General features: G+C 71.4%; 22 protein-coding genes and 3 tRNA genes. 8 read left to right on the top strand and 17 right to left on the bottom strand.

Annotated features, from left to right (window positions below):
* Positions 1 to 12: 12 nt before the first annotated feature.
* Positions 13 to 2532: an ATP-dependent helicase HrpB gene (gene hrpB, locus EW117_RS15700; protein WP_129787643.1), complete on the bottom strand. Its 2520-nt coding sequence runs from the start codon at positions 2530 to 2532 to the stop codon at positions 13 to 15.
* Between the two features lie 46 nt (positions 2533 to 2578).
* On the opposite strand from hrpB, the gene EW117_RS15705 reads away from it, so the two are divergent.
* From EW117_RS15705 to EW117_RS15725, 5 genes are all read left to right on the top strand, one after another.
* Positions 2579 to 3445, top strand: a complete 867-nt coding sequence (locus tag EW117_RS15705; protein ID WP_129787644.1) for a hypothetical protein — start codon at positions 2579 to 2581, stop codon at positions 3443 to 3445.
* The gene (locus EW117_RS15710) at positions 3442 to 4140 is read left to right on the top strand and encodes a hypothetical protein (RefSeq protein ID WP_129787645.1); all 699 of its coding nucleotides are present in this window, start codon (positions 3442 to 3444) and stop codon (positions 4138 to 4140) included. The genes EW117_RS15705 and EW117_RS15710 overlap by 4 nt, the downstream gene beginning before the upstream one ends.
* 102 nt (positions 4141 to 4242) lie before the next feature.
* Positions 4243 to 4608 (top strand): DUF2171 domain-containing protein, encoded by a 366-nt coding sequence (locus EW117_RS15715; protein WP_129787646.1) that lies wholly within the window; start codon positions 4243 to 4245, stop codon positions 4606 to 4608.
* 38 nt (positions 4609 to 4646) lie between these two features.
* The gene (locus EW117_RS15720; RefSeq protein ID WP_129787647.1) at positions 4647 to 4952 is read left to right on the top strand and encodes a DUF4193 domain-containing protein; all 306 of its coding nucleotides are present in this window, start codon (positions 4647 to 4649) and stop codon (positions 4950 to 4952) included.
* A gap of 84 nt (positions 4953 to 5036) precedes the next feature.
* Entirely contained in the window at positions 5037 to 6536 is a 1500-nt protein-coding gene (locus EW117_RS15725; RefSeq protein WP_129787648.1) for an SDR family NAD(P)-dependent oxidoreductase, read from the top strand.
* Between the two features lie 278 nt (positions 6537 to 6814).
* Here the strand turns inward: EW117_RS15725 and EW117_RS15730 are convergent, their stop codons facing one another.
* The 9 genes from EW117_RS15730 to EW117_RS15770 all read right to left on the bottom strand — a co-directional run bounded on the left by EW117_RS15730 (position 6815) and on the right by EW117_RS15770 (position 16625).
* Entirely contained in the window at positions 6815 to 9007 is a 2193-nt protein-coding gene (locus EW117_RS15730; protein WP_129787649.1) for a rhamnogalacturonan lyase family protein, read from the bottom strand.
* Between the two features lie 299 nt (positions 9008 to 9306).
* Positions 9307 to 10209, bottom strand: coding sequence for a pyridoxal 5'-phosphate synthase lyase subunit PdxS (gene pdxS / locus EW117_RS15735; protein ID WP_277986468.1), 903 nt, complete (start codon positions 10207 to 10209; stop codon positions 9307 to 9309).
* Between the two features lie 131 nt (positions 10210 to 10340).
* The gene (locus EW117_RS15740; protein WP_129787651.1) at positions 10341 to 10928 is read right to left on the bottom strand and encodes a hypothetical protein; all 588 of its coding nucleotides are present in this window, start codon (positions 10926 to 10928) and stop codon (positions 10341 to 10343) included.
* Positions 10925 to 12154, bottom strand: a complete 1230-nt coding sequence (locus EW117_RS15745) for a glycosyltransferase family 4 protein (RefSeq protein WP_129787652.1) — start codon at positions 12152 to 12154, stop codon at positions 10925 to 10927. The genes EW117_RS15740 and EW117_RS15745 overlap by 4 nt, the downstream gene beginning before the upstream one ends.
* Positions 12151 to 13104 carry a phosphatidylinositol mannoside acyltransferase gene (locus EW117_RS15750; RefSeq protein ID WP_129787653.1) on the bottom strand — a complete coding sequence of 318 codons (954 nt, stop codon included), beginning with the start codon at positions 13102 to 13104 and terminating at the stop codon, positions 12151 to 12153. The genes EW117_RS15745 and EW117_RS15750 overlap by 4 nt, the downstream gene beginning before the upstream one ends.
* The gene (gene pgsA / locus EW117_RS15755; protein ID WP_129787654.1) at positions 13104 to 13724 is read right to left on the bottom strand and encodes a phosphatidylinositol phosphate synthase; all 621 of its coding nucleotides are present in this window, start codon (positions 13722 to 13724) and stop codon (positions 13104 to 13106) included. The genes EW117_RS15750 and pgsA overlap by 1 nt, the downstream gene beginning before the upstream one ends.
* On the bottom strand, positions 13724 to 14293 hold the full coding sequence (locus EW117_RS15760) for an HIT family protein (RefSeq protein ID WP_129787655.1): 570 nt from the start codon (positions 14291 to 14293) through the stop codon (positions 13724 to 13726). The genes pgsA and EW117_RS15760 overlap by 1 nt, the downstream gene beginning before the upstream one ends.
* Positions 14293 to 16323, bottom strand: a complete 2031-nt coding sequence (thrS, locus tag EW117_RS15765; protein WP_242504321.1) for a threonine--tRNA ligase — start codon at positions 16321 to 16323, stop codon at positions 14293 to 14295. Before thrS ends, EW117_RS15760 begins: the two co-directional genes overlap by 1 nt.
* A 116-nt stretch (positions 16324 to 16439) precedes the next feature.
* Positions 16440 to 16625: a hypothetical protein gene (locus EW117_RS15770; RefSeq protein WP_129787656.1), complete on the bottom strand. Its 186-nt coding sequence runs from the start codon at positions 16623 to 16625 to the stop codon at positions 16440 to 16442.
* Between the two features lie 176 nt (positions 16626 to 16801).
* Between EW117_RS15770 and EW117_RS15775 the strand changes: the two genes are divergently transcribed.
* Positions 16802 to 18577, top strand: a complete 1776-nt coding sequence (locus EW117_RS15775) for a cation:proton antiporter (protein WP_242504322.1) — start codon at positions 16802 to 16804, stop codon at positions 18575 to 18577.
* A gap of 9 nt (positions 18578 to 18586) precedes the next feature.
* Entirely contained in the window at positions 18587 to 19288 is a 702-nt protein-coding gene (locus EW117_RS15780) for a tyrosine-protein phosphatase (RefSeq protein WP_129787657.1), read from the top strand.
* 141 nt (positions 19289 to 19429) lie between these two features.
* Here EW117_RS15780 and EW117_RS15785 read toward each other — a convergent pair.
* The 4 genes from EW117_RS15785 to EW117_RS15800 all read right to left on the bottom strand — a co-directional run bounded on the left by EW117_RS15785 (position 19430) and on the right by EW117_RS15800 (position 20724).
* Positions 19430 to 19504: transfer RNA gene (locus EW117_RS15785), tRNA-Val, on the bottom strand.
* A 1-nt stretch (position 19505) separates the two neighbouring features.
* Positions 19506 to 19576: transfer RNA gene (locus tag EW117_RS15790), tRNA-Cys, on the bottom strand.
* Positions 19577 to 19600: 24 nt separating this feature from the next.
* Positions 19601 to 19672 (bottom strand) — tRNA-Gly (locus tag EW117_RS15795).
* Between the two features lie 176 nt (positions 19673 to 19848).
* Positions 19849 to 20724, bottom strand: coding sequence for a S1 family peptidase (locus EW117_RS15800; protein ID WP_129787658.1), 876 nt, complete (start codon positions 20722 to 20724; stop codon positions 19849 to 19851).
* Between the two features lie 57 nt (positions 20725 to 20781).
* On the opposite strand from EW117_RS15800, the gene EW117_RS15805 reads away from it, so the two are divergent.
* Positions 20782 to 21180: a PPOX class F420-dependent oxidoreductase gene (locus tag EW117_RS15805; RefSeq protein WP_129787659.1), complete on the top strand. Its 399-nt coding sequence runs from the start codon at positions 20782 to 20784 to the stop codon at positions 21178 to 21180.
* Positions 21181 to 21328: 148 nt separating this feature from the next.
* Here the strand turns inward: EW117_RS15805 and EW117_RS15810 are convergent, their stop codons facing one another.
* From EW117_RS15810 to dapA, 3 genes are all read right to left on the bottom strand, one after another.
* On the bottom strand, positions 21329 to 22207 hold the full coding sequence (locus tag EW117_RS15810) for a S1 family peptidase (protein ID WP_129787660.1): 879 nt from the start codon (positions 22205 to 22207) through the stop codon (positions 21329 to 21331).
* Between the two features lie 196 nt (positions 22208 to 22403).
* On the bottom strand, positions 22404 to 23432 hold the full coding sequence (locus EW117_RS15815) for an aldo/keto reductase (protein WP_129787661.1): 1029 nt from the start codon (positions 23430 to 23432) through the stop codon (positions 22404 to 22406).
* On the bottom strand, positions 23429 to 24328 hold the full coding sequence (gene dapA / locus EW117_RS15820) for a 4-hydroxy-tetrahydrodipicolinate synthase (protein ID WP_129787662.1): 900 nt from the start codon (positions 24326 to 24328) through the stop codon (positions 23429 to 23431). The genes EW117_RS15815 and dapA overlap by 4 nt, the downstream gene beginning before the upstream one ends.
* Positions 24329 to 24352: the final 24 nt, after the last annotated feature.

Here is a 24352-nt window from a genome sequence, read left to right on the forward strand (position 1 = left end):
CCGGAGCTCGGTTCACTGGCGAGGTTTTACCCGTTTGGTCGGGACGGCGGTGAGCGGATCCTCCGGCCACGGATGGCGGGGGTAGCGGGCCCGCAGGTCGGCTCGGACCTGGGGATAGCCCTGCTTCCAGAAGGAGGCGAGATCACTCGTGATCGCCACTGGGCGCTGCGCCGGCGACAACAGGTGCAGGACGACCGGGACACGACCGTCCGCGACGGCCGGTGTGACGGTCCAGCCGAATACCTCCTGCAGCTTCACCGCCAGGACCGGCGGCTCGACGCCGTCGTACGCGAGCCGAACCTCGGAGCCTGACGGGACCCGGAGCCGTTCCGGTGCGAGCTCGCCGAACCGGCCTGCTGCGGGCCACGGCAGCAGTCGCCGAAGTGCCGAGGCCACGTCGATGCGGGCAAGGTCGCGCGCGCCGCGCACCGAGGCGAGCTCGGTACCCAGCCATCCGTCAAGATCGGCCAGCAGCGCTTCGTCGTCGACCGCAGGCCACGGGGAGCCGAGGTGGGCGTGGCAGAACGCGAGCCGCTCCCGCAGGGCGAGTGCGGCCTCCGACCAGCGCAGTACGGACAGGCCGCTGCGCCGGATACCGTCGCGGACGGCCGCCTGGACGAGCAGCGGGTCGGGCTTCGCCAGCGGGACGTCGTTGAGCACGATCGCGCCGAGTGTCTCGACGCGCCGCGTCACGATCCGGCCGTCGTCCCAGCGGATGTCGTCGGTGGTCGAGACGAGGTCGCCGGCGACGTCTCGCGCGGTCTGCTCGTCGATCGGCGCCGCGGACCGGATCCTGGCGTCGGCGCGACCGGGTGCCCGGTCAGCGACCGCGACCGCCAGCCAGGTCGCGGCCCGCAGCGGGGACTGCGGATCCAGCGCGGCACCCGTGCCACCGGACATCTGGTACGTGGCCGAGTCGGTCCCCCGGGCCCGCGCGATCCGATCCGGATACGCCAGCCCCACCACGATCCCCGCCGCGAGATCGTCCGGTACGCCGCGTGTCCCTCGCCCGGCCGGCCCACTCACCGGGCCGCCCGTGCCCCGGCCCAGGCGCTTCGCCTCTTCCCGCCAGCGGGCCGTGGCTCCGCGGTCCTCGCCACGGCGCAGGGCCCGCCAGCGGGCCGGCAGATCATCGCCGAACGCCCGACCGGAGTCGTCCGAGAGCATCGCGACGACCTCGCGAGCCCGGTCGGCGCCGACGCGCGGAGCGCCGTCCAGCAGCGCACGAGCCAACCGGGGATGCGCCCCGATCGCCGCCATCCGCCGGCCCCGCTCGGTGATCCGGCCGCTGTCGTCAACAGCGTCGATGCGGCGCAGCAGCTCGGTGGCCGCGGTCATCGCGACCGCCGGCGGCGCGTCGAGCAAGGCCAGACCGTCACCACCGGGCGCACCCCACGCCGCGAGCTCGAGGGCGAAGGCCGCCAGGTCGGCGATCGCGATCTCCGGCGCCGCGTGGTCGTCGAGGCGCGAGTGGTCGGTGGCAGACCAGCACCGGTAGACCCGGCCGGGCGCCTCCCGCCCGGCGCGCCCCGCTCGCTGGTCGGCCGACGACTTCGAGACCCTGCAGGTAACCAGCGAGCCGAGGCCACGGGACTGATCGGTCCGCGGCTCCCGGGCAAGACCCGCGTCGACCACGACCCTGACCCCGGGCACGGTCAGCGAGCTCTCCGCGACCGACGTCGTGACGACGATCCGGCGAGTCGCGGCCGGCGCCAGCGCGCGGTCCTGTTCAGCCCTCGACTGGCGGCCGAACAGCGGCAGGACGTTCTCACCGGCCAACCGGCGGGTCACCCCGTTGATCTCCCCCTCCCCGGGGACGAACACGAGGATGTCGCCGTCGTTCTCGGTCAGTGCACGCCGGACGACGGCCGCGACGTGATCCAGCAGGCGCGGGTCGACCCGCCCGCCGGGAAGCAGCGGCGCGGGGACCGGCGGTGGGGCCCACTCGACCGCCACGTCGAACTGCGCGGCGGACGCGGTGATCACCGGCGCCGGAGCGTCCGTGGCCAGTGCGCGGCTCAGCCTGACCGTGTCCGCCGTGGCGGAGGTCGCGACGATCGCCAGGTCTTCCCGAAGATTCGCCCGGATGTCGACGCAGAGCGCGAGCAGCAGATCGGCATCGAGGTGCCGCTCGTGGCACTCGTCGATGACGATGGCGGAGACGCCCGGCAGCTCCGGGTCCTGCTGCAGACGCCGCACGAGGAGCCCTGTCGTCACCACCTCGACCCGGAGTCCCGTGCCGCCGCTGCGTTCACCGCGCATCGCGTAGCCGATCCGCTGCCCGAGCGGTTCGCCGGCCAGCATCGCCAGCCGAGTCGCTGCCGCGCGGGTCGCCATCCTGCGCGGCTCGGCGACGATGATCGTGCCCCCGAGCGCGTCGGCCAGCGCGAGCGGCAGCAGCGACGTCTTCCCCGATCCGGGCGGCGCGACCAGCACCGCGGTACCGCGCGACCGCACCGCGTCGACCGTGGCGGGCAGCACCGCCCGGACAGGCAGGTCCGCCCCCGGCACCGACGATTCAGGAAGCAGCACGCCCCGACGGTAACCGACCACTCACACCCTGCGAGAATGCGTTCTCGTGAACCAGCTGCTGGACCTCGGGTCCCGGAAGTTCTGGCGACTGGTCGGCAAACCTGTCGACCTCGCCGCGGACCACTCCTGGTTGCGCGCCCCGATGAGCGTCTCCTCCACGGTCGGGGACGGTTGGCTCTCCGCCGAGGCCGCGCATCACGGCGGCACGGTGGACGACGACGTCGCACCCACGGAGCGTTCAGCGGACCCGGCACCCGGCCTGCTTCCGACGATGACGCTCCTCGACGGTGCCGGCTTCGACGCCTCCCGGCTGGATCCACGGATCCGTGACTTCTACGAGCACACCGCCGCCTGGCACATGGAGGTGTGGACCGGATGGTCACCGCTGTTCTGGCCGGCCGGTGAGCTGATCGCGCGGTTGTTCGGCCGCCGGGTGGAGCAGCTGTCTCTCCCGATGCGCCCGCTCGACGTCGCGCACGGGATGGACAGCCGGGTCCGCGTGATCCGCGACCGGGACGGCGAGCAGGTGGGCGCCGCGTGGCTGCGGACCCTCCGACCGTCGGGCCGCTATGTTTTCAGCGGCTGCTACTCGGCGCGTCGGCTCCCCGGCTCGGCACAGCCGAGCGTGCACGTCGCGTTCCCGCTCGAGTCCGGCAACGTCCAGGTGTTCCTGCGCCCGGTCGTCAGTGACGGGGGCGGGCTCGTCCTGGAGTCGCCCCCAGGCCTGTTCGGGCAGGATGGCGCGTACGTCGTCGTCCACGACGGCGGACGGGACTTCGCGGCGCGTGTCCCGCTGCACGAGACCTTCCGTCTGTACCGCGACCCGTACGGTGTGCTCCGCACCGACCACGAGCTGCGGGTGCGGCGCACCTGGATGATGCGCCTGCACTACAAGATGGAGCGCGCCCGATGATCCACACCTTTCACCTCGCCGAGCTGCCGGCCGCCGTGACGGCACGCGCGCTGCTGCGTCCGCCGTCGGGCGCCGCCACGCCCGGACTGGACCACGCCGAGTGCCTGGCCCTCATGCGCCTGGGGGCGCCCACCGCCTCCGTGGACCGGCTGCAGCTACGCCGGATCGCGGTCTTCGCGCAGTGGCGCGACGAGGACGCCGTGGACCGCTTCCTGTCCGACGACGTCCTCGGCCGCCACCTGGCGACCGGCTGGCACGTCCGCCTGGAGTACCTGCGCCGCTGGTCCCGGCTGGCGGCCCTGCCCGGCCTGCCTGCCCGGACAGGCGACTGGGACCAGGACGAACCCGTGGTCGCGGTGACCGTCGCACGGATGCGTCTGCTGGAGGTCCCCCGGTTCCTGCGGTGGGGCAAGCCCGTCGAACGCCAGGTGCGCGACCATCCCGGCACCACGCTCGCCCTGGCCGCGTTCCGGCCGCCGCGCACGATCTCCACGTTCTCCGTGTGGCGCACCGTGCGCGAGATGGAGGAGATGGTGCACGGCCGCTCCGGCGTCCCCGCGGACCGGCGGCATGCGGACGCCATGGTCGAACGTCGGCGCCGCGACTTCCACCACGAGTTCGCGACGTTCCGCTTCCGCCCGCTCGCGGAGCACGGCACCTGGGAGGGGCGGACCGGGATGGTCCCGCTGAGCTGATCGGGCGCGTATCCAGGTGCGAGCGGCTGCTGGACGGGGCAGCATCGAGAACCCAGCCGCCGCACCGGACGAGCAGCTGGACGCACGCAGAGGAGTACGACCATGAGCGAGTTCGCCGGGCCCACGGGGCCGATCCGCGACGTCGCCCCAGGGATGACAGTGATCGATGCCGACGGCGAGACCGTCGGGGCCGTGGACGATGTCCGCCTGGCTGACGCGGGCGCGACCACCGGCGCCGGCCAGTCGGCCGACCAGCCTGGTGGTCCGGTCGCGTGGATCGCCGAGGCGCTCACGACGGACACCGACCTGAGCCAACAGGCGCAGGAGCGCCTCACACGTCTGGGGTACGTCCGGGTCGACGCCAGCGGGCTGTTCTCCGGGCATCGTTACGTCGAACCGGACCAGATCGCCATGGTCACCGGCGAGGAGGTACGGCTGTCGGTCGCAGCGGACCAGTTGATCAGGTAGACGCGTGCCGGAGACGGCCTGACGACGGAGAACACGACATGGCAACTGACTACGACGCCCCACGCAAGACCGTCGAGGACGAAGAGGTCGAGCGGGATTCGATCCAGGAGCTGCAGGCACGTCGTGCTGACAAGGCCTCGGAGGTTGTGGACCTGGACGAGAACGAGGTGACGGAAGGCTTCGAGCCGCCGGGCGCCGACCTGTCCGGCGAGGAGCTCACCATACGTGTGCTGCCCCCGCAGGCTGACGAGTTCACGTGTTCCAGCTGCTTCCTCGTGCACCACCGCAGCCAACGTGCCTACGAGAGCGCTGGCCAGGTGCTGTGCACGGAGTGCGTCGCCTGATCAGTCTTCCCGCCTGACGGGCGCAGCAGAGGTCTCAGGTGGACGGAGCCGGGCGCCGGTCCCGGGCGCCGGTTACCCTACGGCGTGCCAACGAAAGCAGGGATCGACCCGGACGAGCTTGCCACCACCCTTCGGGTGCTGGGCCGGCTCAAGGACCTCGACCCCAACCATCCCGACGTCCAGACGGTCAAACGGGCGACCGGCTACATGTGGAAGCTGCTCAAGAAGTCCCGTAAGGCCGCAGTTCGCGACGAGCGTCAGGCGCACGACCGGAGCGTCATCGAGCAGACGGCGACCGGTTCGGCGGAGCGGATCGACGACGAGACCGCCGGCATCCCGCTGGTCTCGACCGTGCGGGGGGCGTTCGCCGGGGAGCTGCGCACCGCCCGCGGCTGCTACATCTGCAAGACGGACTACACGCTGGTCGACTCGTTCTACCACGGGCTGTGCCCGGCCTGTGCCGCGAAGAGCCACGCGCGGCGCGACCAGCGCACGGACCTGACCGGCCGCCGCGCGTTGCTCACCGGGGGCCGGGCGAAGATCGGCATGTACATCGCGTTGCGCCTGCTGCGCGACGGCGCTCACCTCACCGTCACCACGCGCTTCCCGAAGGACGCGGTGCGCCGCTTCTCGGCGATGCCCGACGCCGCCGACTGGCTGCACCGGCTCAAGATCGTCGGCATCGACCTGCGTGATCCCACACAGGTGATCGCCCTGGCCGACGACGTCGCCGCGGCGGGCCCGCTGGACATCCTGATCAACAACGCCTGCCAGACGGTCCGCCGGTCCCCCGGGGCCTACTCGCAGCTCGTCGCGGGCGAGTCGACGCCGGTCGCCCCGCTTCCCCACGGGCTGGTAGCGCCGGAGATGGTCACGTTCGATCGCATCTCCGAGGCCCACCCCGCCGCGATCGCTGGGGCGCTGACCGCCTTGTCGGTCGCCCACCACGAGGGGCAGTCGCAGGACGACGCCGTCGCGATGCACAGCGCGGCGTCCCTGACGGCGCTGGCACTCCGCGCGGGCTCGGCCTCCCTGGACGCCCACCTGGCCGGCACCGCCGTCGACGCCGGCGGGCTCCTCCCCGACCTGCAGACGACCAACTCGTGGACCCAGGTCGTGGACGAGGTCGACCCGCTGGAGCTCCTGGAGGTCCAGCTCTGCAACGCGATCGCGCCGTTCCTGCTGATCTCCCGGCTGCGGCCGGCGATGCGGGCCGCGACGTCCAAGGCGCGACGCGGGTACGTCGTCAACGTCTCGGCGATGGAGGGACAGTTCTCCCGCCGTTACAAGTCCGCGGGACACCCGCACACCAACATGGCCAAGGCCGCCCTCAACATGCTGACCCGGACCTCCGCGGCGGAGATGTTCGAGAAGGACCGGGTCCTGATGACCGCGGTGGACACCGGGTGGATCACGGACGAGCGCCCGCACCAGGAGAAGCTGCGGATCGCCGCCGAAGGCTGGCATGCGCCCCTCGACCTGGTCGACGGCGCCGCCCGCGTCTATGACCCGATCGTCCAGGGCGAGGCCGGGACCGACCTGTACGGCTGCTTCCTCAAGGACTACGAGCCGTCGCCCTGGTAGACCTGATTCGGGCCCGAACTAGGGACTAAAGTCCCTACCCAACCAGCCCGGGCTGGAGCAACATAGCAAGTGGCCTGCGAGACAGGCGAGGGAGCCGAGAGGCTGAGAGGCCAGAAGGTTGAAAAACCAGCTGGCGACCCCCACAACCTGATCCGGACAATGCCGGCGAAGGGAAATCGCCTCGCAGGTCCTTTACATGCCTTGAGCAGACAGGGAGGCTCCGCGGACACGATGTCCGCGGAGCCTCCCTGCTGGCAGCGCCGCGACGTCTGTCGCGGTTACGGGGTGTGGATGTCGGGCCAGGGGTAGCTGCTGACCTCGCTGCCGATGTGGAAGCTCGGGTGCGGCGGCTGGTTGTAGGCGGTGTTCTGCCAGGCGATCGCCACGCGGTACTGGACGTCGTGCATCAGCGTCGCGATGCGCAGGTTCGTCCTGTGCGGTGTGGCATAGATGCGCAGCGCGGAGGAGTCACTGGTCCGCCAGACCACCTCTTCGCGCCAGTCGCCGAACAGGTCCGCCGACAGGCTCGGCGTGGACTTGGTGCCGTTGTTCGACGCCACGCCCGACCCGGTCAACGCCGTCCCGGAGGGATAGTCGGTGATCCGGGTGCCGTCGAGGAGCTCGCGCTCACCGTCGCCGTCCCACCACGCCAGGAAGTTCGTCGAGGCCGGCTTGGCGCCGACAGAGCTTCCTGAGGCGTTCCGCAGGTCCGACACGTTCGAGGACCAGAACTCGCCCCCGGGATTGGCGGTCGTGACGTTCGCGGCGACGCCGCGGCCGTTGTCGCCGCTGGGGCTGGTCTGGAACAGGACCGAGCCGTTGGAGCCGATGAGGCTGGACGACGGGTCGCTGCTGCTCTCGTGCACCATGAACACCTCTTGACCCGCACGGCTGGGCACGAAGTCCGAGACGTGGAGCGCGTCGCCGTGGCCCATCCGGGAGTTCCACAGCGCGTTGCCGTCCGAGCCGACCACCATCGCCCCGTAGACCACGTCCTGGCGGCCGTCGCCGTTCAGGTCGGCGATGGACAGGCTGTGCGCGCCCTGGCCCCGGTACTGCGAACCCTCGACGTCGGAGTCGAAGATCCACCGCGTCGAGAGGTTCTGGCCGTCGAAGTCCACGGCCCAGATCACCGAACGGGTGTAGTAGCCCCGCGCGAAGATCATCGACGGCGTGGCCCCGTCGAGGTAGGCGGTGCCGGCCAGGAAGCGGTCGACCCGGTTGCCGTAGTTGTCGCCCCAGCTCGACACGTTGCCTCGCGGGGGCTGGTAGTCGACGGTGTCGATCGCGCCGCCCGTACGGCCGTCGAAGATGGTCAGGTACTCCGGTCCGGTCAGGATGTAGCCGCTGCTGTTGCGGTGGTCGGCGCCGGCGTTGCCGATGACGACGCCACGGCCGTCGCGCGTGCCGTCGGCGGTCTTCATGGCGATCTCGGCGTCGCCGTCACCGTCGTAGTCGTATACCTGGAACTGGGTGTAGTGGGCACCGGAGCGGATGTTGCGCCCCAGGTCGATCCGCCACAGGCGGGTTCCCTGGAGGGTGTAGGCGTCGATGATGGTGTTGTCGGTGACGCCGGACTGCGCGTTGTCCTTGGCGTTGGTGGGGTACCACTTGACGATGTACTCGTAGTCCCCGTCGCCGTCCAGGTCGGCGACGCTGGCGTCGTTCGCCTCGTGGCTGCTCGTGGGCCGGCTGATCGGGACGTCGAGGTAGCCACCGGAGCCGAACCTGGCCTCGGTGCCCGAGCGCGTCCCCTCGGAGCCGCCGGTGACGGCCGCGACGGTGTAGGTTCCGTTGCCGCTGCTGTCGAGATAGTTCGTGGCGCCGGTGATCGGCGACGCGTTGAGCTTCTGCCCGTCGCGGTAGACGTTGAAGGCCACGTTCTGGTCGTCGGTGCCCAGCAGCCGCCAGCTGACGAGGTTGCCGCTCCCCGAAGGCACGACGGTCACGCCGCGGGTGAGCGCCTCGACCTCGTAGACGCCGTCGCCTCCGCCGGGTTCCCCGGAGCCGCCGGTCGTGACGTCCAGGTAGTCGATGTTCGCCAGGCCGCTCGCACCGGTGGCCCGCAGGCGGACGGTGTTCGCGCCCGCGTTGAGCTGAACGGTGATGGTCTGGGTCGCCCAGCTCGTCCAGGCACCGGTGGACCCGAACTGCTCGGTCTGCACCACCGCGCCGTTCACGACGACCTCGCCCGGCCTGCCGTCCGTTCCGCCGTTGGCATAGCCGAACGTCAGGGTCACCGTGCCCGCTGCGGCGGCGTCGACCCTGAACTCGACCGCGGCTCCGACAGCATTGTCGGTGTTGCAGAATCCGCTGCCCGAGTGCCCGGCGTGGTTGGACTCGATCAAGCCACCACAGACGGCCGGGGCGGCCTCGGCCTCATGGCGGACCGTGGCCGCGTGGGCGGTGTTCAGTGCGACGACGCTCGACGCGACGACGGCGAGGCCGGATAGCCCTGCCACGAGCGTCATTCGGGTACTTCTTCGCCTTGACATAGTTTCGCTCCTCTTTGAGCTGGCTCGACTTGAGACGGCGCGGCCATGGGGGCACGGCCGGGGATCTTGCGAGGCGCGATGAGGCAAACGGGCCCCATCGCCACGATGTCATCGAAAAACCGAACTTGAATCGATCCAATCCGGCGTCGTTGACCGTATGGTAAGCGTTTGCCTGGTGTCAACGGGTACCCGATAGTTAATCGATTAGCCGCTGGCTCAACGCAGAAGGGCCCCGCGGACACGATGTCCGCGGGGCCCTCCGTCGAAGCCCTAGCTCACCAGCCGCGCTCCGCCAGCCGCACCGGCGCCGGCTCCTCCTCGACGTTGATGCCGACCATCGCCTCGCCGAGGCCGCGCGAGACCTTGGCGATCACGTCGGCGTCGTCGAAGAACGTCGTGGCCTGCACGATGGCCTTCGCGCGCTGCGCCGGGTTGCCCGACTTGAAGATGCCGGAGCCGACGAACACACCCTCGGCGCCGAGCTGCATCATCATCGCGGCGTCGGCCGGGGTGGCGATGCCGCCCGCGGTGAACAGCACGACCGGCAGCTTGCCCTCGCGGGCTACCTCCGCCACCAGCTCGTACGGTGCCTGCAGCTCCTTGGCGGCGACGAACAGCTCGTCCTCCGGCAGCGAGGTCAGGCGGCGGATCTGCTGGCGGATCTGGCGCATGTGCGTGGTCGCGTTGGAGACGTCGCCCGTGCCGGCCTCGCCCTTCGAGCGGATCATCGCGGCGCCCTCGGTGATGCGGCGCAGCGCCTCACCCAGGTTGGTCGCGCCGCACACGAACGGCACGGTGAAGCCCCACTTGTCGATGTGGTTCGCGTAGTCCGCGGGGGTCAGCACCTCGGACTCGTCGATGTAGTCGACACCCAGGGACTGCAGCACCTGGGCCTCGACGAAGTGCCCGATGCGAGCCTTCGCCATCACGGGGATGGAGACGGCCTCGATGATGCCGTCGATCATGTCGGGGTCGCTCATGCGCGACACGCCGCCCTGCGCGCGGATGTCCGCGGGCACCCGCTCCAGCGCCATGACGGCCACCGCGCCCGCGTCCTCGGCGATCTTCGCCTGGTCGGGCGTGACGACGTCCATGATGACGCCGCCCTTGAGCATCTCGGCCATGCCACGCTTCACGCGCGCGGTGCCGACCGTACCCACGGTGTTCTCGCCGGTCACGGATTCAGTCACGGTTACCTCGCAAAGTTCTCGCCGATGGGATCGACGCCGGTCGTTCCGGGCGCGGTCGGCGCCCTGAGTCGATCCTATCGCCCGGCCCTACCAGGAATCGCCCGCCGTTCGCCCAGCGGTCACCCGCCATTCGGCTCCAGGGCGTGCGGCAGAGCGTCGTCCAGCTCCACCGTGCGTGGCATCGGCGCCCGGCCGGCCAGGTGGAACATCCGTACGTGCCGGAGGCGGCGCACGCGGCGGGCCTGAGCCACGGCCTCGTTGTGGAAGCGGCGCGCCAGCGTCGCCCGGTACCAGGCCGCGGACAGCCCCGCCACCACCTCGCCCGACGGCCCGTCCAGCAGCACCCGGATCGCCTCGGGGGCGCCCAGCGCCTCCCGCAGCGTCGCCGTCAGCCCTGACTCGGCCCGCTCGCGGTCCGCGCCCAGCCCGTCCATCTTCAGCGCGGCGGCGGGAGAGGTGACAGGCCCCGCGTCCGACGCCGCGTACGCCGCGTCGGCCACCAGGATGGCGCTCGCAGGGTCCAGCGCACCTGACGCCGCGAGCTCGACCGCCGCGGACGCGCGCCGCACCAGCTGCGCGTCGAGCGCTATGCGGGACGCGGCGACCTTGCGGTGCAGGCGGTCCAGCCGGGACGCTCCGCGCCAGGCGAGCAGCAGGCCCACCGCGAGCGCCCCCAGCACTACGAGCGCGATCTCGGACCAGCTCATGCGTCACCTCCGACCCGGCGCGGGAACAGCCCCATGATGCGCCCGACGACGTCGCCGCCGATGGCGCTGTCGGCGGCGAGCGTCATGTCGTAGACGGCGAGCACCTGTTCGGTCACGCCGGCCCAGTCGAACCGCTGGACCCACTGGGTGGCGTGGGCGCGGTAGGCGTCCCGGCGTGCGGGGTCGGCGAGCAGCGTCAGCACGGTCGCGGCGAGGTCCGCGGGGTCGCCGTTGCGGAACAGGGCGCCGGCGGCGCCGTCGTCCAGGACACGCTGGAACGCGCCCAGGTCGCTGGCCACGACGACCGACCCGGCGCTCATGGCCTCCACGAGCACGATGCCGAAGCTCTCCCCGCCGGTCTGGGGCGCGACGTACAGGTCGGCGGAGGCCAGCAGCGCGGCCTTGTCGGCGTCGGACACCCCGCCCAGGAACTCGACCGACGAGGCGCGCTCCCCCAGCAGCTCGCGGGTCTCGGCTGCGGCGCCGTCGCCGCGGCCGGCCACCAGGAACCGGGTGCCGGGCAGGGCGTCGAGGATGGCGGGGACGGCCCGCAGCAGGACGCTGAGGCCCTTGCGTGGTTCGTCGAGCCGGCCGAGGAACGCGACGGTCGGGGCCTCGGGCGTCCCGGTCCACTCGGGCCGCCGGGGGCTGCTCGCGAACACCTGGGTGTAGACGCCGTTCGGGATGACGACGGCGTCGCCGCCGAGGTGGTCCACCAGGGTGCGGCGGGCGTCCTCCGACACGGCGATGCGGGCGGCGATCTTCTCCAGGGACTGCCGCACGAGCGGATAGGCGACCTGCAGCGCCCGCGAGCGCACCTGGGAGGTGTGGAAGGTGGCGACGACCGGCTCGGTGGCCTGCCAGAGCGCGAGCATCGACAGGGACGGCACCATCGGTTCGTGCAGGTGGACGATGTCGAAGGCGTGGCCGTCGATGCCGCCCTCGAGCCAGCGGCGCACGCGCGTGGCGGTCAGCGGCCCAAAGGTGAGGCGGGCCACCGAGCCGTTGTACGGCACGGGTACGGCCCGGCCGGCGGCGGTGACGACGTCGGGCAGGTTGACGTCGTCGCTCGACGGGGCCAGCACGGAGACCTCGTGCCCGGCGGCCTGGAGCGCCTGCGCGAGGTCGCGCACGTGGAACTGGACGCCCCCGGGGGCGTCGAAGGAGTAGGGGCAGACGAGGCCGACGCGCAGTGTGCGGTGGCCGCGCCGCCGGACGCCTCTCACCCGGTGCCTCGCGTGTCGGCGGGCTGCCGCCGGGCGGGTCCGAGGTCGGCGAGGAAGACGCGCTGCAGCATGTGCCAGTCGTGGGTGTGCTCGACGATGATGCCCGCGAGCTGGTCCACCCAGCCCTGGGTGAGCAGGCGCGCGCGCTCGTCGCGCGGCAGCCCGGCGTCGGGCACGGGCAGGGGCGGGTAGAACCGGATGACGATCCCCCACGGCGTCCCCGCTGCCCGACGGCGGACGCCGCGCAGCCGCTCGTAGGTGATGCCCACGGCGTGCACGGGGATGCCGGCGTCCAGGCCGACCAGCGCCGGTCCGGCGGCGACCCGGGCGCGATGCCCGGCGAGGTCGACCTCGATGCCCCTCGCGGTGAGGTCGCGGTCGCTGAGCAGCGGGATGAGCTTGCTGCCCTCCTTGGCGCCGCGGATCAGGGCGCCGAGCGTGTCGCCGTTGCCCAGGGGGAGCACCTTGATGCCGATGGAGGTGCGGAACCGGACGAACTCCTCGAACAGCTCGTCGGGCTTGAGCCGTTCGGCGACGGTGAGCACGTTCGAGAGGTAGCGGGAGCCGTAGGCGCCGGCCAGGTCCCAGTTACCGAGGTGGCCCAGCGCGAGCGCGGCCGCGCCGCCCGCGTCGACCCCGGGCCGCACGTGCTCGTCGTAGCCCTCCACGCGGACGCGCGCCCGCAGCCGTTCCGGGCTGATGCCCTGGAGGGTGAACGCCTCGCGGAAGTAGCGCATGTAGCTGCGCATGCCGGCCCGGGACAGCCGGCGGACGGCGGCGTCGTCGAGGTCGGGCCGGACCCGCGCGTAGTTGGCCTCCATGCGGCGCACGCTCTTGTCGTGCCGCAGCCAGGTGAGGTCGGCCACGAGGGTGAACAGGCCCCGGAGGACCGGCTCGGGGATCTTCGTGGCGTTCCGCCACGCGAACGTGTAGACCGACGCGACGTTCATCAGACCTCCTGCCTCGTGAGCTGCGCCCGCACGGTGGACATGCGCTGGAACACGGTCACCAGGCTGGCGAGGGCCAGCAGCGTGAGCACTACCTCTAGCACCATCACCGGAAGCCCCACCTGCATGAACGTGAACGGCACGAGCGCCAGCACCAGGCGGTCGGCCCGCTCGGCGATGCCGACCTGGGCGGTGGCTCCCACGCTCTCGGCGCGGGCCCGGGCGTACGGGACGACGCTGCCCAGCACCAGGCAGGCCAGCGCGGCGGCGATGCCCCACAGGCCGTGGTGCTCGTCGGGGTGCAGCACGAACCAGAGGGTGATCCCGGCGAACACCGCGCCGTCGGCCACGCGGTCCAGCGTCGAGTCGAGGAACGCTCCCCACGGGCCGGAGCGCCCCGCCAGGCGCGCCATCACCCCGTCGAGGGAGTCGAACAGGACGAAGAAGCCGACCAGCAGGCCGCCCACCAGCGTGTGGCCCGTGGGAAACAGCGTCAGGGCGATCGCGGTGACCACCACCGTGCCGGCGACGGTCACGGCGTCGGGCGAGACGCGCAGCGCGAGCAGCAACCGGGCCAGGGGCGTGAACACCTTGGTCATGAAGGAACGCAGGCCCCGTAGCATCAGTTCTCCTCTTCTCCGCCCCCCGCGGTCTTCCACGCCTCCGCGAGCCGGCGACGGGTGTCGCCCAGCAGCTCGGGCATCGCCTTGGTCTGACCCACCACGGGCAGGAAGTTCGCGTCGCCCAGCCAGCGTGGCACCACGTGCTGGTGCAGGTGCGCCGCGATGCCCGCGCCCGCCACCTCGCCCTGGTTGATACCAAGATTGAAGCCTGCCGGGGCGTAGACGGCGCGCGACACGCGCATGGCCTGCTGTGTCATCTTCGCCAGCTCGGCCGTCTCGGCCTCGTCGAGGTCCGTGTAGTCCGACACGTGCCGGTACGGGAGCACCATCAGGTGTCCCGAGTTGTACGGGTACAGGTTCAGCACGACGTAGCACAGCTCGCCGCGGGCGACGACGAGGCCCGTCTCGTCGTCGCCCTCCGGGATGCGGCAGAACGGGCACGTCGCGATCGTCGCGTCGGCCGGCCGGTCCTGCCCGCCGATGTAGACCAGGCGGTGCGGGGTCCAGAGCCGCTGCAGCCCGTCACCCGGCGGGCCGAAGTCCGCGGCGTCCTGGGCGGTGGGGTCCATCAGGCCTGCTGGGACCGCTCGGCCACGGCCGCCACGATGCGCTCGACGGCGTCCGCCACCGGCACGCCGTTCTCCTGCGTGCCGTCGCGGAACCGGAACGACACGGCGCCCGCCTCGGCGTCCTCCCCGCCGGCGATCAGCGTGAAGGGCACCTTCTCCTTGGACGCGTTGCGGATCTTCTTGGCGAACCGGTCGTCGGACAGGTCGATCTCGACGCGGATGCCGCGCGCGGTGAGCTGCACGGCGACGTCCTTCACGTAGTCGTTGAACGCCTCGGCGACGGGAACCATCTTGACCTGCACCGGCGCGAGCCAGGCCGGGAAGGCGCCCGCGTAGTGCTCGATGAGCACCCCCATGAACCGCTCGATGGAGCCGAACTTGGCCGAGTGGATCATCACCGGCTGCTGGCGCGTACCGTCGGCCGCGGTGTACTCCAGCCCGAACCCCTTGGGCTGGTTGAAGTCGTACTGCACGGTGCCCATCTGCCAGGTCCGCCCGATGGCGTCCTTGGCCTGCACGGAGATCTTCGGGCCGTAGAACGCTGCGCCGCCCGGGTCGGCCACGAGCTCCAGGCCGGTCTCGCGGCCCACCTGCTCGAGGATCTTCGTGGCGGCCACCCAGTCCTCGTCCGAGCCGACGAACTTGTCCGGCTTGGAGTCGTCCCGCGTGGACAGCTCCAGGTAGAAGTCGTCCAGACCGAAGTCGCGCAGCACGCTGAGCATGAACTCCAGCAGGTGCTTGACCTCCGACGGCGCCTGCTCCGGCGTCACGTAGGAGTGCGAGTCGTCCTGCGTCAGCCCGCGCACCCGGGTCAGCCCCTGCACCACGCCCGACTTCTCGTACCGGTACACCGACCCGAACTCGAACAGGCGCAGCGGCAGCTCACGGTACGAGCGCCCGCGCGAGGCGAAGATCAGGTTGTGCATCGGGCAGTTCATGGCCTTGAGCCGGTACTTGGACCCTTCGAGGTCCATCTCCGGGAACATGGTGTCCGAGTAGTACGGCAGGTGCCCCGAGGTGTGGAACAGCCCGTCCTTGGTGATGTGCGGCGTGCCGACGTAGGAGAAGCCCTCCTCGATGTGCCGCTGCCGGACGTAGTCCTCCATGACCCGCTTGATCACGCCGCCCCTGGGGTGGAACAGCGGCAGGCCCGAGCCGACCTCGTCGTGGAAGCTGAACAGGTCCATCTCGGCGCCGATACGGCGGTGGTCCCGGCGCTCGGCCTCGGCCAGCCGCTCCAGGTGCGCCTTGAGCTCGTCCTTGGTGGGCCACGCCGTGCCGTAGACGCGCTGCAGCATCGGGTTCTTCTCACTGCCCCGCCAGTAGGCGGCGGCGCTGCGCATGAGCTGGACGCCGTTGCCGATCAGGCGCGTGCTCGGCAGGTGCGGGCCCCGGCACAGGTCCTTCCAGACCACGGTCTCGCTCTCCCGGCCCGCGCCCCGGACGTTGTCGTAGATGGTCAGCTCGGCGCCGCCCACCTCGACGTTCTCGCCGTTGTCGTCGTCGTCCGAGCCGCCCTTGAGGCCGATCAGCTCCAGCTTGTACGGCTCGTTCGCCAGCTCGGCGCGCGCCTCGTCCTCGGTGACGACCCGGCGGCGGAACGTCTGGCCCTCCTTGATGATGCGGCCCATGATCTTGTCGAGCGCCTTGAGGTCCTCGGGCGTGAACGGCGTCTCGACGTCGAAGTCGTAGTAGAAGCCGTCCGTCACGGGCGGGCCGATGCCCAGCTTCGCGTCCGGGTTGACCTGCTGCACGGCCTGCGCCAGCACGTGCGCGGCGCTGTGCCGCAGCACGGCCAGGCCGTCCGGCTCGCCGATGGTCACGGGCTCGACCTTGTGGCCGGCCGGGATCTCGCGGTCGAGGTCCCACAGCTCGCCGTCCACCCGCACCACGACGACGTCGCGGCGCCCGCCGAACAGCTCGACACCGGTGGTCGTGGCCGTGGTCGTCGTCGCCCCCGTGGAGTTCTCAGCCGGGGTCTCGTCACCGGCGAGGTCGATGGGGCTGGGCGGCGATGCGACGTCGGACACAGGAGTGCTCCTTGGGGAACGGAAGAGAAACTGATCGAGGGGCACCGTCCACAGGACGGTGCCCCTCGATCGTACCGATCCGCGACCCACGGTCGCACCGCAGGCGGATCGGTGAGTCAGCTCTGGCCGAAGTCCTTGGCCTTCTCGCCCAGCGAGTCGATCGCGCCGTCGGCCTGGTCGGGCGCGATCTCCTTCAGCTTGTCGGTTGCAGCGTCGACGTTCTCGTCGGTGAGCTGGCCCTTCGCCTTCTCGACGTTGTCCGGGTCCGTCACGAACTCCTTGGCCTTGTCAAAAAGCCCCATGTTCGAATCCTCTCGACACAGGCACACGGCAGTGCGCCCCCTGCTCGACGACGGGGTCCCGCCGTCGTCCCGAACCTACGCGCCGCCGGCAACGCGCGCACGGCCACGCCAGGCAAACCAGGTGATCCCCGTCACCGGACCCGGCGGACGCCGCCCGCGTCTCGTACCGTCGGGCAGTGGACTACGTGGACTACCTGACCATCGCGGTCGCCGCGGCGGCCGTCATCATCGCGGTCACCGCTCTTGCACCCCGGGCCGGCGTCGCCTCGCCTCTGGTCCTCGTGGTGCTCGGTGCCGGCGTCAGCCTGCTGCCCTGGGTCCCGGCCATCGAGGTGCCGCCCGAGCTGATCCTCGGCGGTGTCCTCCCGCCGCTGCTGTACTCGGCGGCGGTCGGTCTGCCGTCGATGGACTTCCGGCGCGACTTCACGGCCATCGGCGGCCTCTCCGTCACGCTCGTCGTGATCAGCTCGGTCCTGCTCGGGCTGCTCTTCCGCTGGCTGATCCCCGACATCGACCTGGCCACCGCGATCGCCCTGGGCGCGATCGTGAGCCCGACCGACGCCGTCGCGACCTCCATCGTGAAACAGCTCGGGGCGTCCCCGCGCAGCGTCACCATGCTCGAGGGCGAGTCCCTGCTGAACGATGCCTCCGCGCTGGTGCTGCTCCGCTCGGCGATCGCGGCCACGGCGGCGTCGGTCAGCCTGTGGGAGGTGGTGGGCGACTTCGCGTTCGCGGCCGTCGTGGCCGTCGCGATCGGCATACCCATCGGCTGGGTGGGCCTGCGGATCCGCAAGCGCGTGCGGCACGCCGCGCTGAGCACCGCCATGTCGTTCGTCATCCCGTTCGCCGCGTACCTGCCCGCCGAGGAGCTGGGCGCGTCGGGACTGGTCGCCGTGGTCGCGGCGGGCCTCGTCACCGGCAACGGCTCGGCGCGGCACCTGCGGCCGCAGGACCGCATCGCCGAACGGTCCAACTGGCGCACCGTCGAGCTGCTGCTCGAGGGCGCGGTCTTCCTCGCGATGGGGATCCAGCTCTTCGACCTGATCGAGGACGCCGAGCGCGGCAGCGGCTCGGTCCTGCGGGCCGCCGGGGTCGCCGCGATCGCGGGCGCCGCGGTGCTCGTGGTGCGCGCCGGGTTCGTGACGCCGCTGGTCGCCATCCAGGGCCGCCGGTCTCGCCGGCGCCAGGCCGTCCGGGAGACCCTGTCGGGCTTCCAGGAGCGCATCGACCAGCGGGTCGCCGCGACGCCGTCGTCCGCCGAGGCCACCGAGGGCGCCGAGGGAAAGGGGCGCCGCTCGACCGCCGCCCGCCTGGAGCGGATCCAGGGCACGCTGCGGCGCAGGACCGCCGACATCGACTACGACCTGTCCCGGCCGCTCGGCTGGCGCGAGGGCACGCTGCTGGTGTGGGCGGGCATGCGCGGCGTGGTGACGCTCGCCGCCGCGCAGACGCTGCCCGCCGAGACGCCGGGCCGGTCCTTCCTGATCCTGGTCGCGTTCGGCGTCGCGTTCGGGACCCTCCTGGTCCAGGGCAGCACCCTGCCCTGGGTGACCCGGCGCCTCGGCCTGGTCGGGCAGGACACGACCCGCGACCTGCCGGCCCTGCGCCGCGAGACCGAGCAGGCCGCCCGTGCCTTCCTCACCGACCCCCGCCGCCCGGACGGCACGCCGTACGACGACGGCGTGGTCGCCCGGGTGCGCAAGGACATGTTCCGGGAGCACGAGTCGCAGGACGAGGACGCCGTCCTGTCCAAGGAGCGGTTCATCCAGTACCGGGAACTGCGCCTGGCCGCGATCGCCGCCCAGCGCGAGGAGCTGCTCGCCGCCCGCTCCGCCGGCACCTACGACTCCGCCCAGCTCGGCAACGCCCTGGACCTGCTGGACGCCGAGCAGATAGCGGTGGAGATGCGCAAGGGCCGAATGCCGATACGTGAGGACGATCCGGAACGCTAACCTCCGGACGTGACGGATTACACACCGCTCCATCTCGACTGGCCGGGCTGCCTCAACGTGCGCGACCTGGGCGGGCTCCCGCTCACGGGCGGTGGCACGGTCCGCGAGCGGGTCCTGGTGCGCTCGGACTCCCCCAGCTTCCTGACCGACGACGGCGTCGCGGCCGCCACCGCCTACGGCCTGTCCCGGATCATCGACCTGCGCCGCCCGGACGAGATCGAGCTGGAGCCCAGCCGGCTGGCCGGTCTCCCCGCCCACCTGCACCTGCCGGTACAGGGCCCCGGCGACCCTGTCGAGGGGCCGTGGGTCCACCTGTACGCGGGGCTGCTGGACCGGCGTCCCGAGCTGTTCGCGCGCGCCGTCGCCGCCGTCGCGGACGCGCCCGAGGGGCCCGTGCTGGTGCACTGCGCCGCGGGCAAGGACCGCACCGGACTGGTGGTGGCGCTCGCTCTCTCGCTCGTCGGGGCCGACCTCGACGCCCTCGCGGACGACTACGAGATCACCAACCTGCGGCTCGCTCCCCGGTACGCCAAACGGTTCGAGCTGGCGGACGAGGCCATCCCGGGCCGTGAGATCCCGCCCGCCCGGCACGTCATCCTCGGAGCGCTGGAGCACCTGCGCACCCAGCACGGTTCGGTCGAGGCGTACCTCTCGCGCGGCGGCCTGACCCCGGGCCACCTCCGCGCGCTGCGCGCCCGCCTGACGGCCTGATACCTGACTTTGGTTCAGCAGGCTCCCGGAGAGCCGTAATGCCCCGAGTTACGGCTCCCCGGCGCCTGCTGAACGACAGTCAGCCCCCGGGACGGCGTCGGGGACGGCGAAGGCCCCAGACCGTTTGGTCCGGGGCCTTGCTGGTGGGCGATACTGGGATCGAACCAGTGACCTCTTCCGTGTCAGGGAAGCGCGCTACCGCTGCGCCAATCGCCCGAGGTGGGTACGGGATTCGAACCCGTGTGTACGGCTTTGCAGGCCGCTGCCTCGCCTCTCGGCCAACCCACCGTGCTCCCCACCAAAGCGGGATCGAGCGGATGACGGGACTTGAACCCGCGACCCTCACCTTGGCAAGGTGATGCTCTACCACTGAGCTACATCCGCGTTGCCACCATCCTGAACCCTTTCGAGCCCCTGTGGTGACGCTCCGGAAGAGTAGTTCACAAACGGCGTGCCGGTCCAATCGAAATGAGCGTGTCGCCCGTGCCGCGCCCTGCGGACCCGGGCGGAGCAGCCGAAGCTCCGGCGGCCCCGCCCGTGCAGGTCAGGCACGGCGTCCGTCAGTAGAGCCGGACGCCGTACTCGTGCAGCGCCTCGAGGATCGGCTGGTAGAACGTGGTGCCCTCACCCGGGCAGTCGCCGCTGCCGCCGGACGTGATCCCGAGGGCGGTGGAGCCGTCGTACAGCGCGCCGCCGGAGTCACCCGGCTCGGCGCAGACGTCGGCCTGGATCATCTCCCGCATCGTGACGTCGCCCGCGTACCTGACGGTGACGTCGCGCGCGGTGACGGTGCCGGTGTGCTCACCGGAGGCCGCGCCGTCGCGGGTCACGCTCTGGCCCACGTGGGCGACTCCGGCGGAGTAGCCACCGGGGCGCTCCAGCCCGGAGTCGTACCGGACGAGGGCGTAGTCGTTGCCCGGATAGGCGGAGTCGACGGTCCGCCCGACCGGCACCGTCTCGTCCGAGTCGGCGTACCAGGTGGACGCCTTGTCACCGCAGTGCCCCGCGGTGATGAGGTAGCCCTCGCCGTCGTCACCCGCGTTGAATCCGGCGGAGCACCAGACGTCCGGGCCGTGGATGGCGTCGCCGGGGCCGAGCAGCGGCGTGAAGACGCCGTCGGCCCGCTTGATGGTGAGCGAGCCCGGAACGTCGCCGGCGGCCGCGCGGATGGTGTCCCGCTCGGCGGCGGAGACCGTGGAGTCGACGGTCACGACCACCGTGCCGGCGGCCGCGTCGGTGTACCAGGCGACGCCCGGTCCGGCCGCGTCGTCGACGGCGGCGTTCACCTCGGCGAGCTCGGCGGACGTCGGCCCGTCGGGTTCCGCCGCGGCCGGCGGGCCGGCCAGGGCGGACATCGTGAGCCCGACCCCCGCGGCGAGGGCGATCAGTTGTGCCCGCGGCGCGTAGCGGCGGGGTTTGCTGGGAAGTCGCCTCATGGCTACCTCCTGGGGTGCGGTCAGCTGGCGGCGGGGACTGCGGGTTATGTTTCGTGTATGAGTGCGACCGACATCATCCCCGCCCACCTGATCCCGCTCCTGGAGGCGCCGAACTACGCGTTCCTCGGCACCGTCCGGCCTGACGACACGGTTCAGGTCAACCCGATGTGGTTCGACTTCGACGGCGAGACCCTGCGCTTCACCCACACCACCAAGCGCGCCAAGTACCGCAACCTGCAGCACAATCCGGCGATGAGTCTCGCGATCATCAACGACGAGAACGTGTTCAACTACGTCGAGGTGCGCGGGAACCTGGTCGAGGTGGCTCCGGACCCGACTGGCGAGTTCTACGTCCACCTCGCCAAGCGGTACGGCGCGACCGACCCGCAGCCGCCGGCGGACAGCGCCGACCGGGTGATCCTGGTGATGAGCGTCGAGCACTACACGACGCAGTAGCCGGAACAGCCGGCGTAGACCACCGGCGTTTCTCGCCGCGCTATTTGCTCTCCACCCTAGTCCGACCGCCCCCACTCGCGAGACGACGCGGGCGGTGTCACCGGAGCATCCGGTGACACCGCCCGCTCAGGTCAGCTACGACCTGGCATCAGTAGATGGAGACGCCGTACGCGCTGAGCGCCTCGGTGACGGGCTGGAAGAACGTGGTGCCACCGGAGGAGCAGTTGCCGCTTCCGCCCGAGGTGATGCCGAGAGCGGTGGAGCCGCTGTACAGCGCCCCGCCCGAGTCGCCGGGCTCGGCGCAGACGGTGGTCTGGATCATCCCGCCGACCGAGCCCTCCGCGTAGCGGACGGTGACGTTGAGGGCGGTGACGGTGCCCGAGTGCACGCCGGTGGTGGAGCCGTCACGCGTGACGCGCTGACCCACGTAGGCGTTCCCCGCCGTCCAGCCGCCCGGGTGGCTCACCGACGTGTTGTCGTACCGGACGAGCGCGTAGTCGTTGCCCGGGAAGCTGGAGCCCACCGTGGCGCCGACCAGGTTGGTCTGCGCCGAGTTCGTGTACCAGGTGGGCACGTCGTTGGCGCAGTGCCCGGCGGTGAGCAGGTAGTACTGGCTGCCGCTGCGGACGTTGAAGGCCACCGAGCACCGGTACCCGGAGCCGTAGATGGCGTCACCGGGCCCCAGCAGCGGCTTGAAGACGCCGGAGTCCCGCTTGACGGCCAGGGCGTCCGCGTCGGCGCCCGCCGCCTTGCGCACCTCGCCGAGCTCGGCGGCGGAGACGGTGGAGTCCGCGGTCACGACGACCTTGCCGGTCGCCTGGTCCGTGTACCAGGCGATGCCGGTCACGTCGGTCGATGCCACGGCGGCGCGCACCGTGGCCAGCTCGGCGGCGGTCGCCTTGCCGGGTTCGGCCGACGCCGTCGGCCCGGCCAGGGCCGACGTCGCGAGCGCGAGCCCTGCTGCGAGTGCGATCAGGCGGGTCCGCTTCGCGGAGCCCGGGCGGAACGTGGTGCGAGTGAACGTCATGACGTCCTCCTGGGGTGAGGGGCCCGCTGGCGGCGGGCCCTGCTCGGCAAGGGCGGTTCGCCGCCACCTGCCGTCTCGCTGGCGAGAGTATGCCCTTCGGACATTTCACCCCACAAGCCCCCACACCAGATGTAACTGACTGGAAATGAAATAGGCCCGTTCTTGGCCATTTTCACCCCGCCCCATCCGGTCGGGATCAGCGGTTGTAGGCGGGCATCACGCCCTTCAGAGGGTCGCTGATCTCGTGGCAGGCCGCGAGCACGTCCGGGGGAAGCGGGCCCTTCAGCAACGACTCGAGGTTGCGGGCGAGATGCTCGGTGCTGCCGCCGCCCACCAGCACGGCCCCGGCTCCGGGACGGCTGACCAGCCACCGCAGCCCGAGCTCCGGAAGCGAGAGCCCGGCGTCCGCGGCCACCGCGGCCAGCTCGGCGACCGCCGCGAGGAGCTCCGGCGTCCAGTAGCGCTTCTTGTACATCTCGGCGAGACTCGAGCCGGCCGAGAAGCGCGTGGGCACGCTCGCCCCATGGGGCGACTGGACGAGAAGGCCCCCGGCGAGGGGGTTGTAGCACATGGTGAGCAGCCCGTGCGTCCCGGCGAACTCGACCCACTCGTCCTCGACCCGGCGGGCCAGCAGGTTGTAGACGTTCTGGCCTACGACGGGAGCGATGGTGCCGAGCTCCCTGGCCGTCTGGATGACCTCGAGGGCTTGCCACGCGGAGTAGTTGGAGACTCCGAGGGCCTTGATCTTGCCGGCCTCGTGCAGGCCGGCGATCGTCTCCATGGTCTCGGCGACCGGCGCGCCGCGGTCCGGCTGATGCAGATAGAACAGGTCGATGCTCTCCACGCCGAGGCGCCGCAGGGATCCCTCGACGCTGGCAGTGAGGCCGGCCCTGGACAACGGCGGGCTGTCGCCCGCATCGGGGTGCGGCATGCCTGCCTTCGTCGACAGCACGATGCGCTCACGGTGCCGCTGGACGAACGGGGCGATCAGGGACTCGGTGGTTCCTCGGGCGTAGCCGTTCGCGCAGTCGATTCCGGTGATCCCGGCATCGACGGCCGCCTCGAGCATCGCCTCGGACGCGGCAGCATCCGCCGTGTCGCCCATGGACATCGTGCCCAGCACGATCCGCGTGAGCGGCGTCGCGACGCCGTCGAGCGGCACCGTCGGGATCTGGGCCCGAGCGGTCTCGGCAGCGATGTCGCCTGCCGGCGGAAAGCTGTTCATCGCACGCCCCGGGCGTGGTCCGCGGCTACGGTGGCCCCGATGTCGGCGAGCGCCTCGTCGCCGAGGTGGTTGAACGGTGCCCGGCAGGGGCCCACCGCCTCGCCGGCGGCGTTGGTGGCCGCCTTGACGATGGTGTTGGGGTTGCCGTGGCGAAAGAGATTGCGCACGGAGCGGATGCGGGCCTGCGCGGCCCGAGCAGCGTCCAGGTCGCCCGCCAGCCACTGCTCGAAGATCTCCACCATGGTGTGCGGGTAGATGTTCGCGATGGCAGTGATGCCGCCGGTTCCGCCGGCCTGCAGGGTCGACAGGATCAACGAGTCCGTGCCCGAGAGGACGGCGAACGTGTCCCGGTCGGTGAGCTCGAGGTACTGCAGGATGTTGTCAAAGTTCCCCGACGAGTCCTTGATGCCGACGATGTTCTCGATCGCGGCGAGCCGGGCCACCGTCGACGGGTTCAGGTGCACGTTCGTCCGCGCGGGGATGTTGTAGAGCAGGATCGGCGCGTCGACGCTCTCGGCGACGGCGGCGAAGTGCCGGTAGAGCTCCTCCTGCGACGCGGCTGCGAAGTAGGGCGTGATCACGGACAGCACGTCCGCGCCGGCGCCGACGAGCCGCCGCGCGATCGTGCTGGTGTCGCGCGTGCCGATGGCACCCGCGCCCGCGTAGACCGGCACGCGTCCGTCCGCGGCCTCCACGACGGCTTCGAGGACGGCCACCCGCTCGTCCACCGTCAGCTGGAAGAACTCGCCGTTGGTGCCCAGGCAGAAGATCCCGTGCGCGCCGGCGTCGATCGCCCGGTCGGTCTGGCGTCTCATCTGCTCGAGGTTCAGGGATTCGTCGTCGTGGAACGGCGTCACCAGCGCGGGGATGATGCCTCGGATCGGAACGCTCTTCATGGGCCGCCTTTCGGTTCTGGACTG

The organism is Promicromonospora panici (assembly GCF_900608595.1).
GTDB lineage: Bacteria > Actinomycetota > Actinomycetes > Actinomycetales > Cellulomonadaceae > Promicromonospora > Promicromonospora panici.

Excerpts from the sequence above, each read along its gene's own strand:
- EW117_RS15710 (WP_129787645.1), top strand. The coding sequence starts at position 3,442 with ATGATCCACACCTTTCACCTCGCCGAGCTGCCGGCCGCCGTGACGGCA.
- EW117_RS15715 (WP_129787646.1), top strand. The coding sequence starts at position 4,243 with ATGAGCGAGTTCGCCGGGCCCACGGGGCCGATCCGCGACGTCGCCCCA.
- EW117_RS15720 (WP_129787647.1), top strand. The coding sequence starts at position 4,647 with ATGGCAACTGACTACGACGCCCCACGCAAGACCGTCGAGGACGAAGAG.
- EW117_RS15730 (WP_129787649.1), bottom strand. The coding sequence starts at position 9,007 with ATGACGCTCGTGGCAGGGCTATCCGGCCTCGCCGTCGTCGCGTCGAGC.
- EW117_RS15740 (WP_129787651.1), bottom strand. The coding sequence starts at position 10,928 with ATGAGCTGGTCCGAGATCGCGCTCGTAGTGCTGGGGGCGCTCGCGGTG.
- EW117_RS15750 (WP_129787653.1), bottom strand. The coding sequence starts at position 13,104 with ATGAACGTCGCGTCGGTCTACACGTTCGCGTGGCGGAACGCCACGAAG.
- pgsA (WP_129787654.1), bottom strand. The coding sequence starts at position 13,724 with ATGCTACGGGGCCTGCGTTCCTTCATGACCAAGGTGTTCACGCCCCTG.
- EW117_RS15760 (WP_129787655.1), bottom strand. The coding sequence starts at position 14,293 with ATGGACCCCACCGCCCAGGACGCCGCGGACTTCGGCCCGCCGGGTGAC.
- EW117_RS15770 (WP_129787656.1), bottom strand. The coding sequence starts at position 16,625 with ATGGGGCTTTTTGACAAGGCCAAGGAGTTCGTGACGGACCCGGACAAC.
- EW117_RS15800 (WP_129787658.1), bottom strand. The coding sequence starts at position 20,724 with ATGAGGCGACTTCCCAGCAAACCCCGCCGCTACGCGCCGCGGGCACAA.
- EW117_RS15805 (WP_129787659.1), top strand. The coding sequence starts at position 20,782 with ATGAGTGCGACCGACATCATCCCCGCCCACCTGATCCCGCTCCTGGAG.
- EW117_RS15810 (WP_129787660.1), bottom strand. The coding sequence starts at position 22,207 with ATGACGTTCACTCGCACCACGTTCCGCCCGGGCTCCGCGAAGCGGACC.
- EW117_RS15815 (WP_129787661.1), bottom strand. The coding sequence starts at position 23,432 with ATGAACAGCTTTCCGCCGGCAGGCGACATCGCTGCCGAGACCGCTCGG.
- dapA (WP_129787662.1), bottom strand. The coding sequence starts at position 24,328 with ATGAAGAGCGTTCCGATCCGAGGCATCATCCCCGCGCTGGTGACGCCG.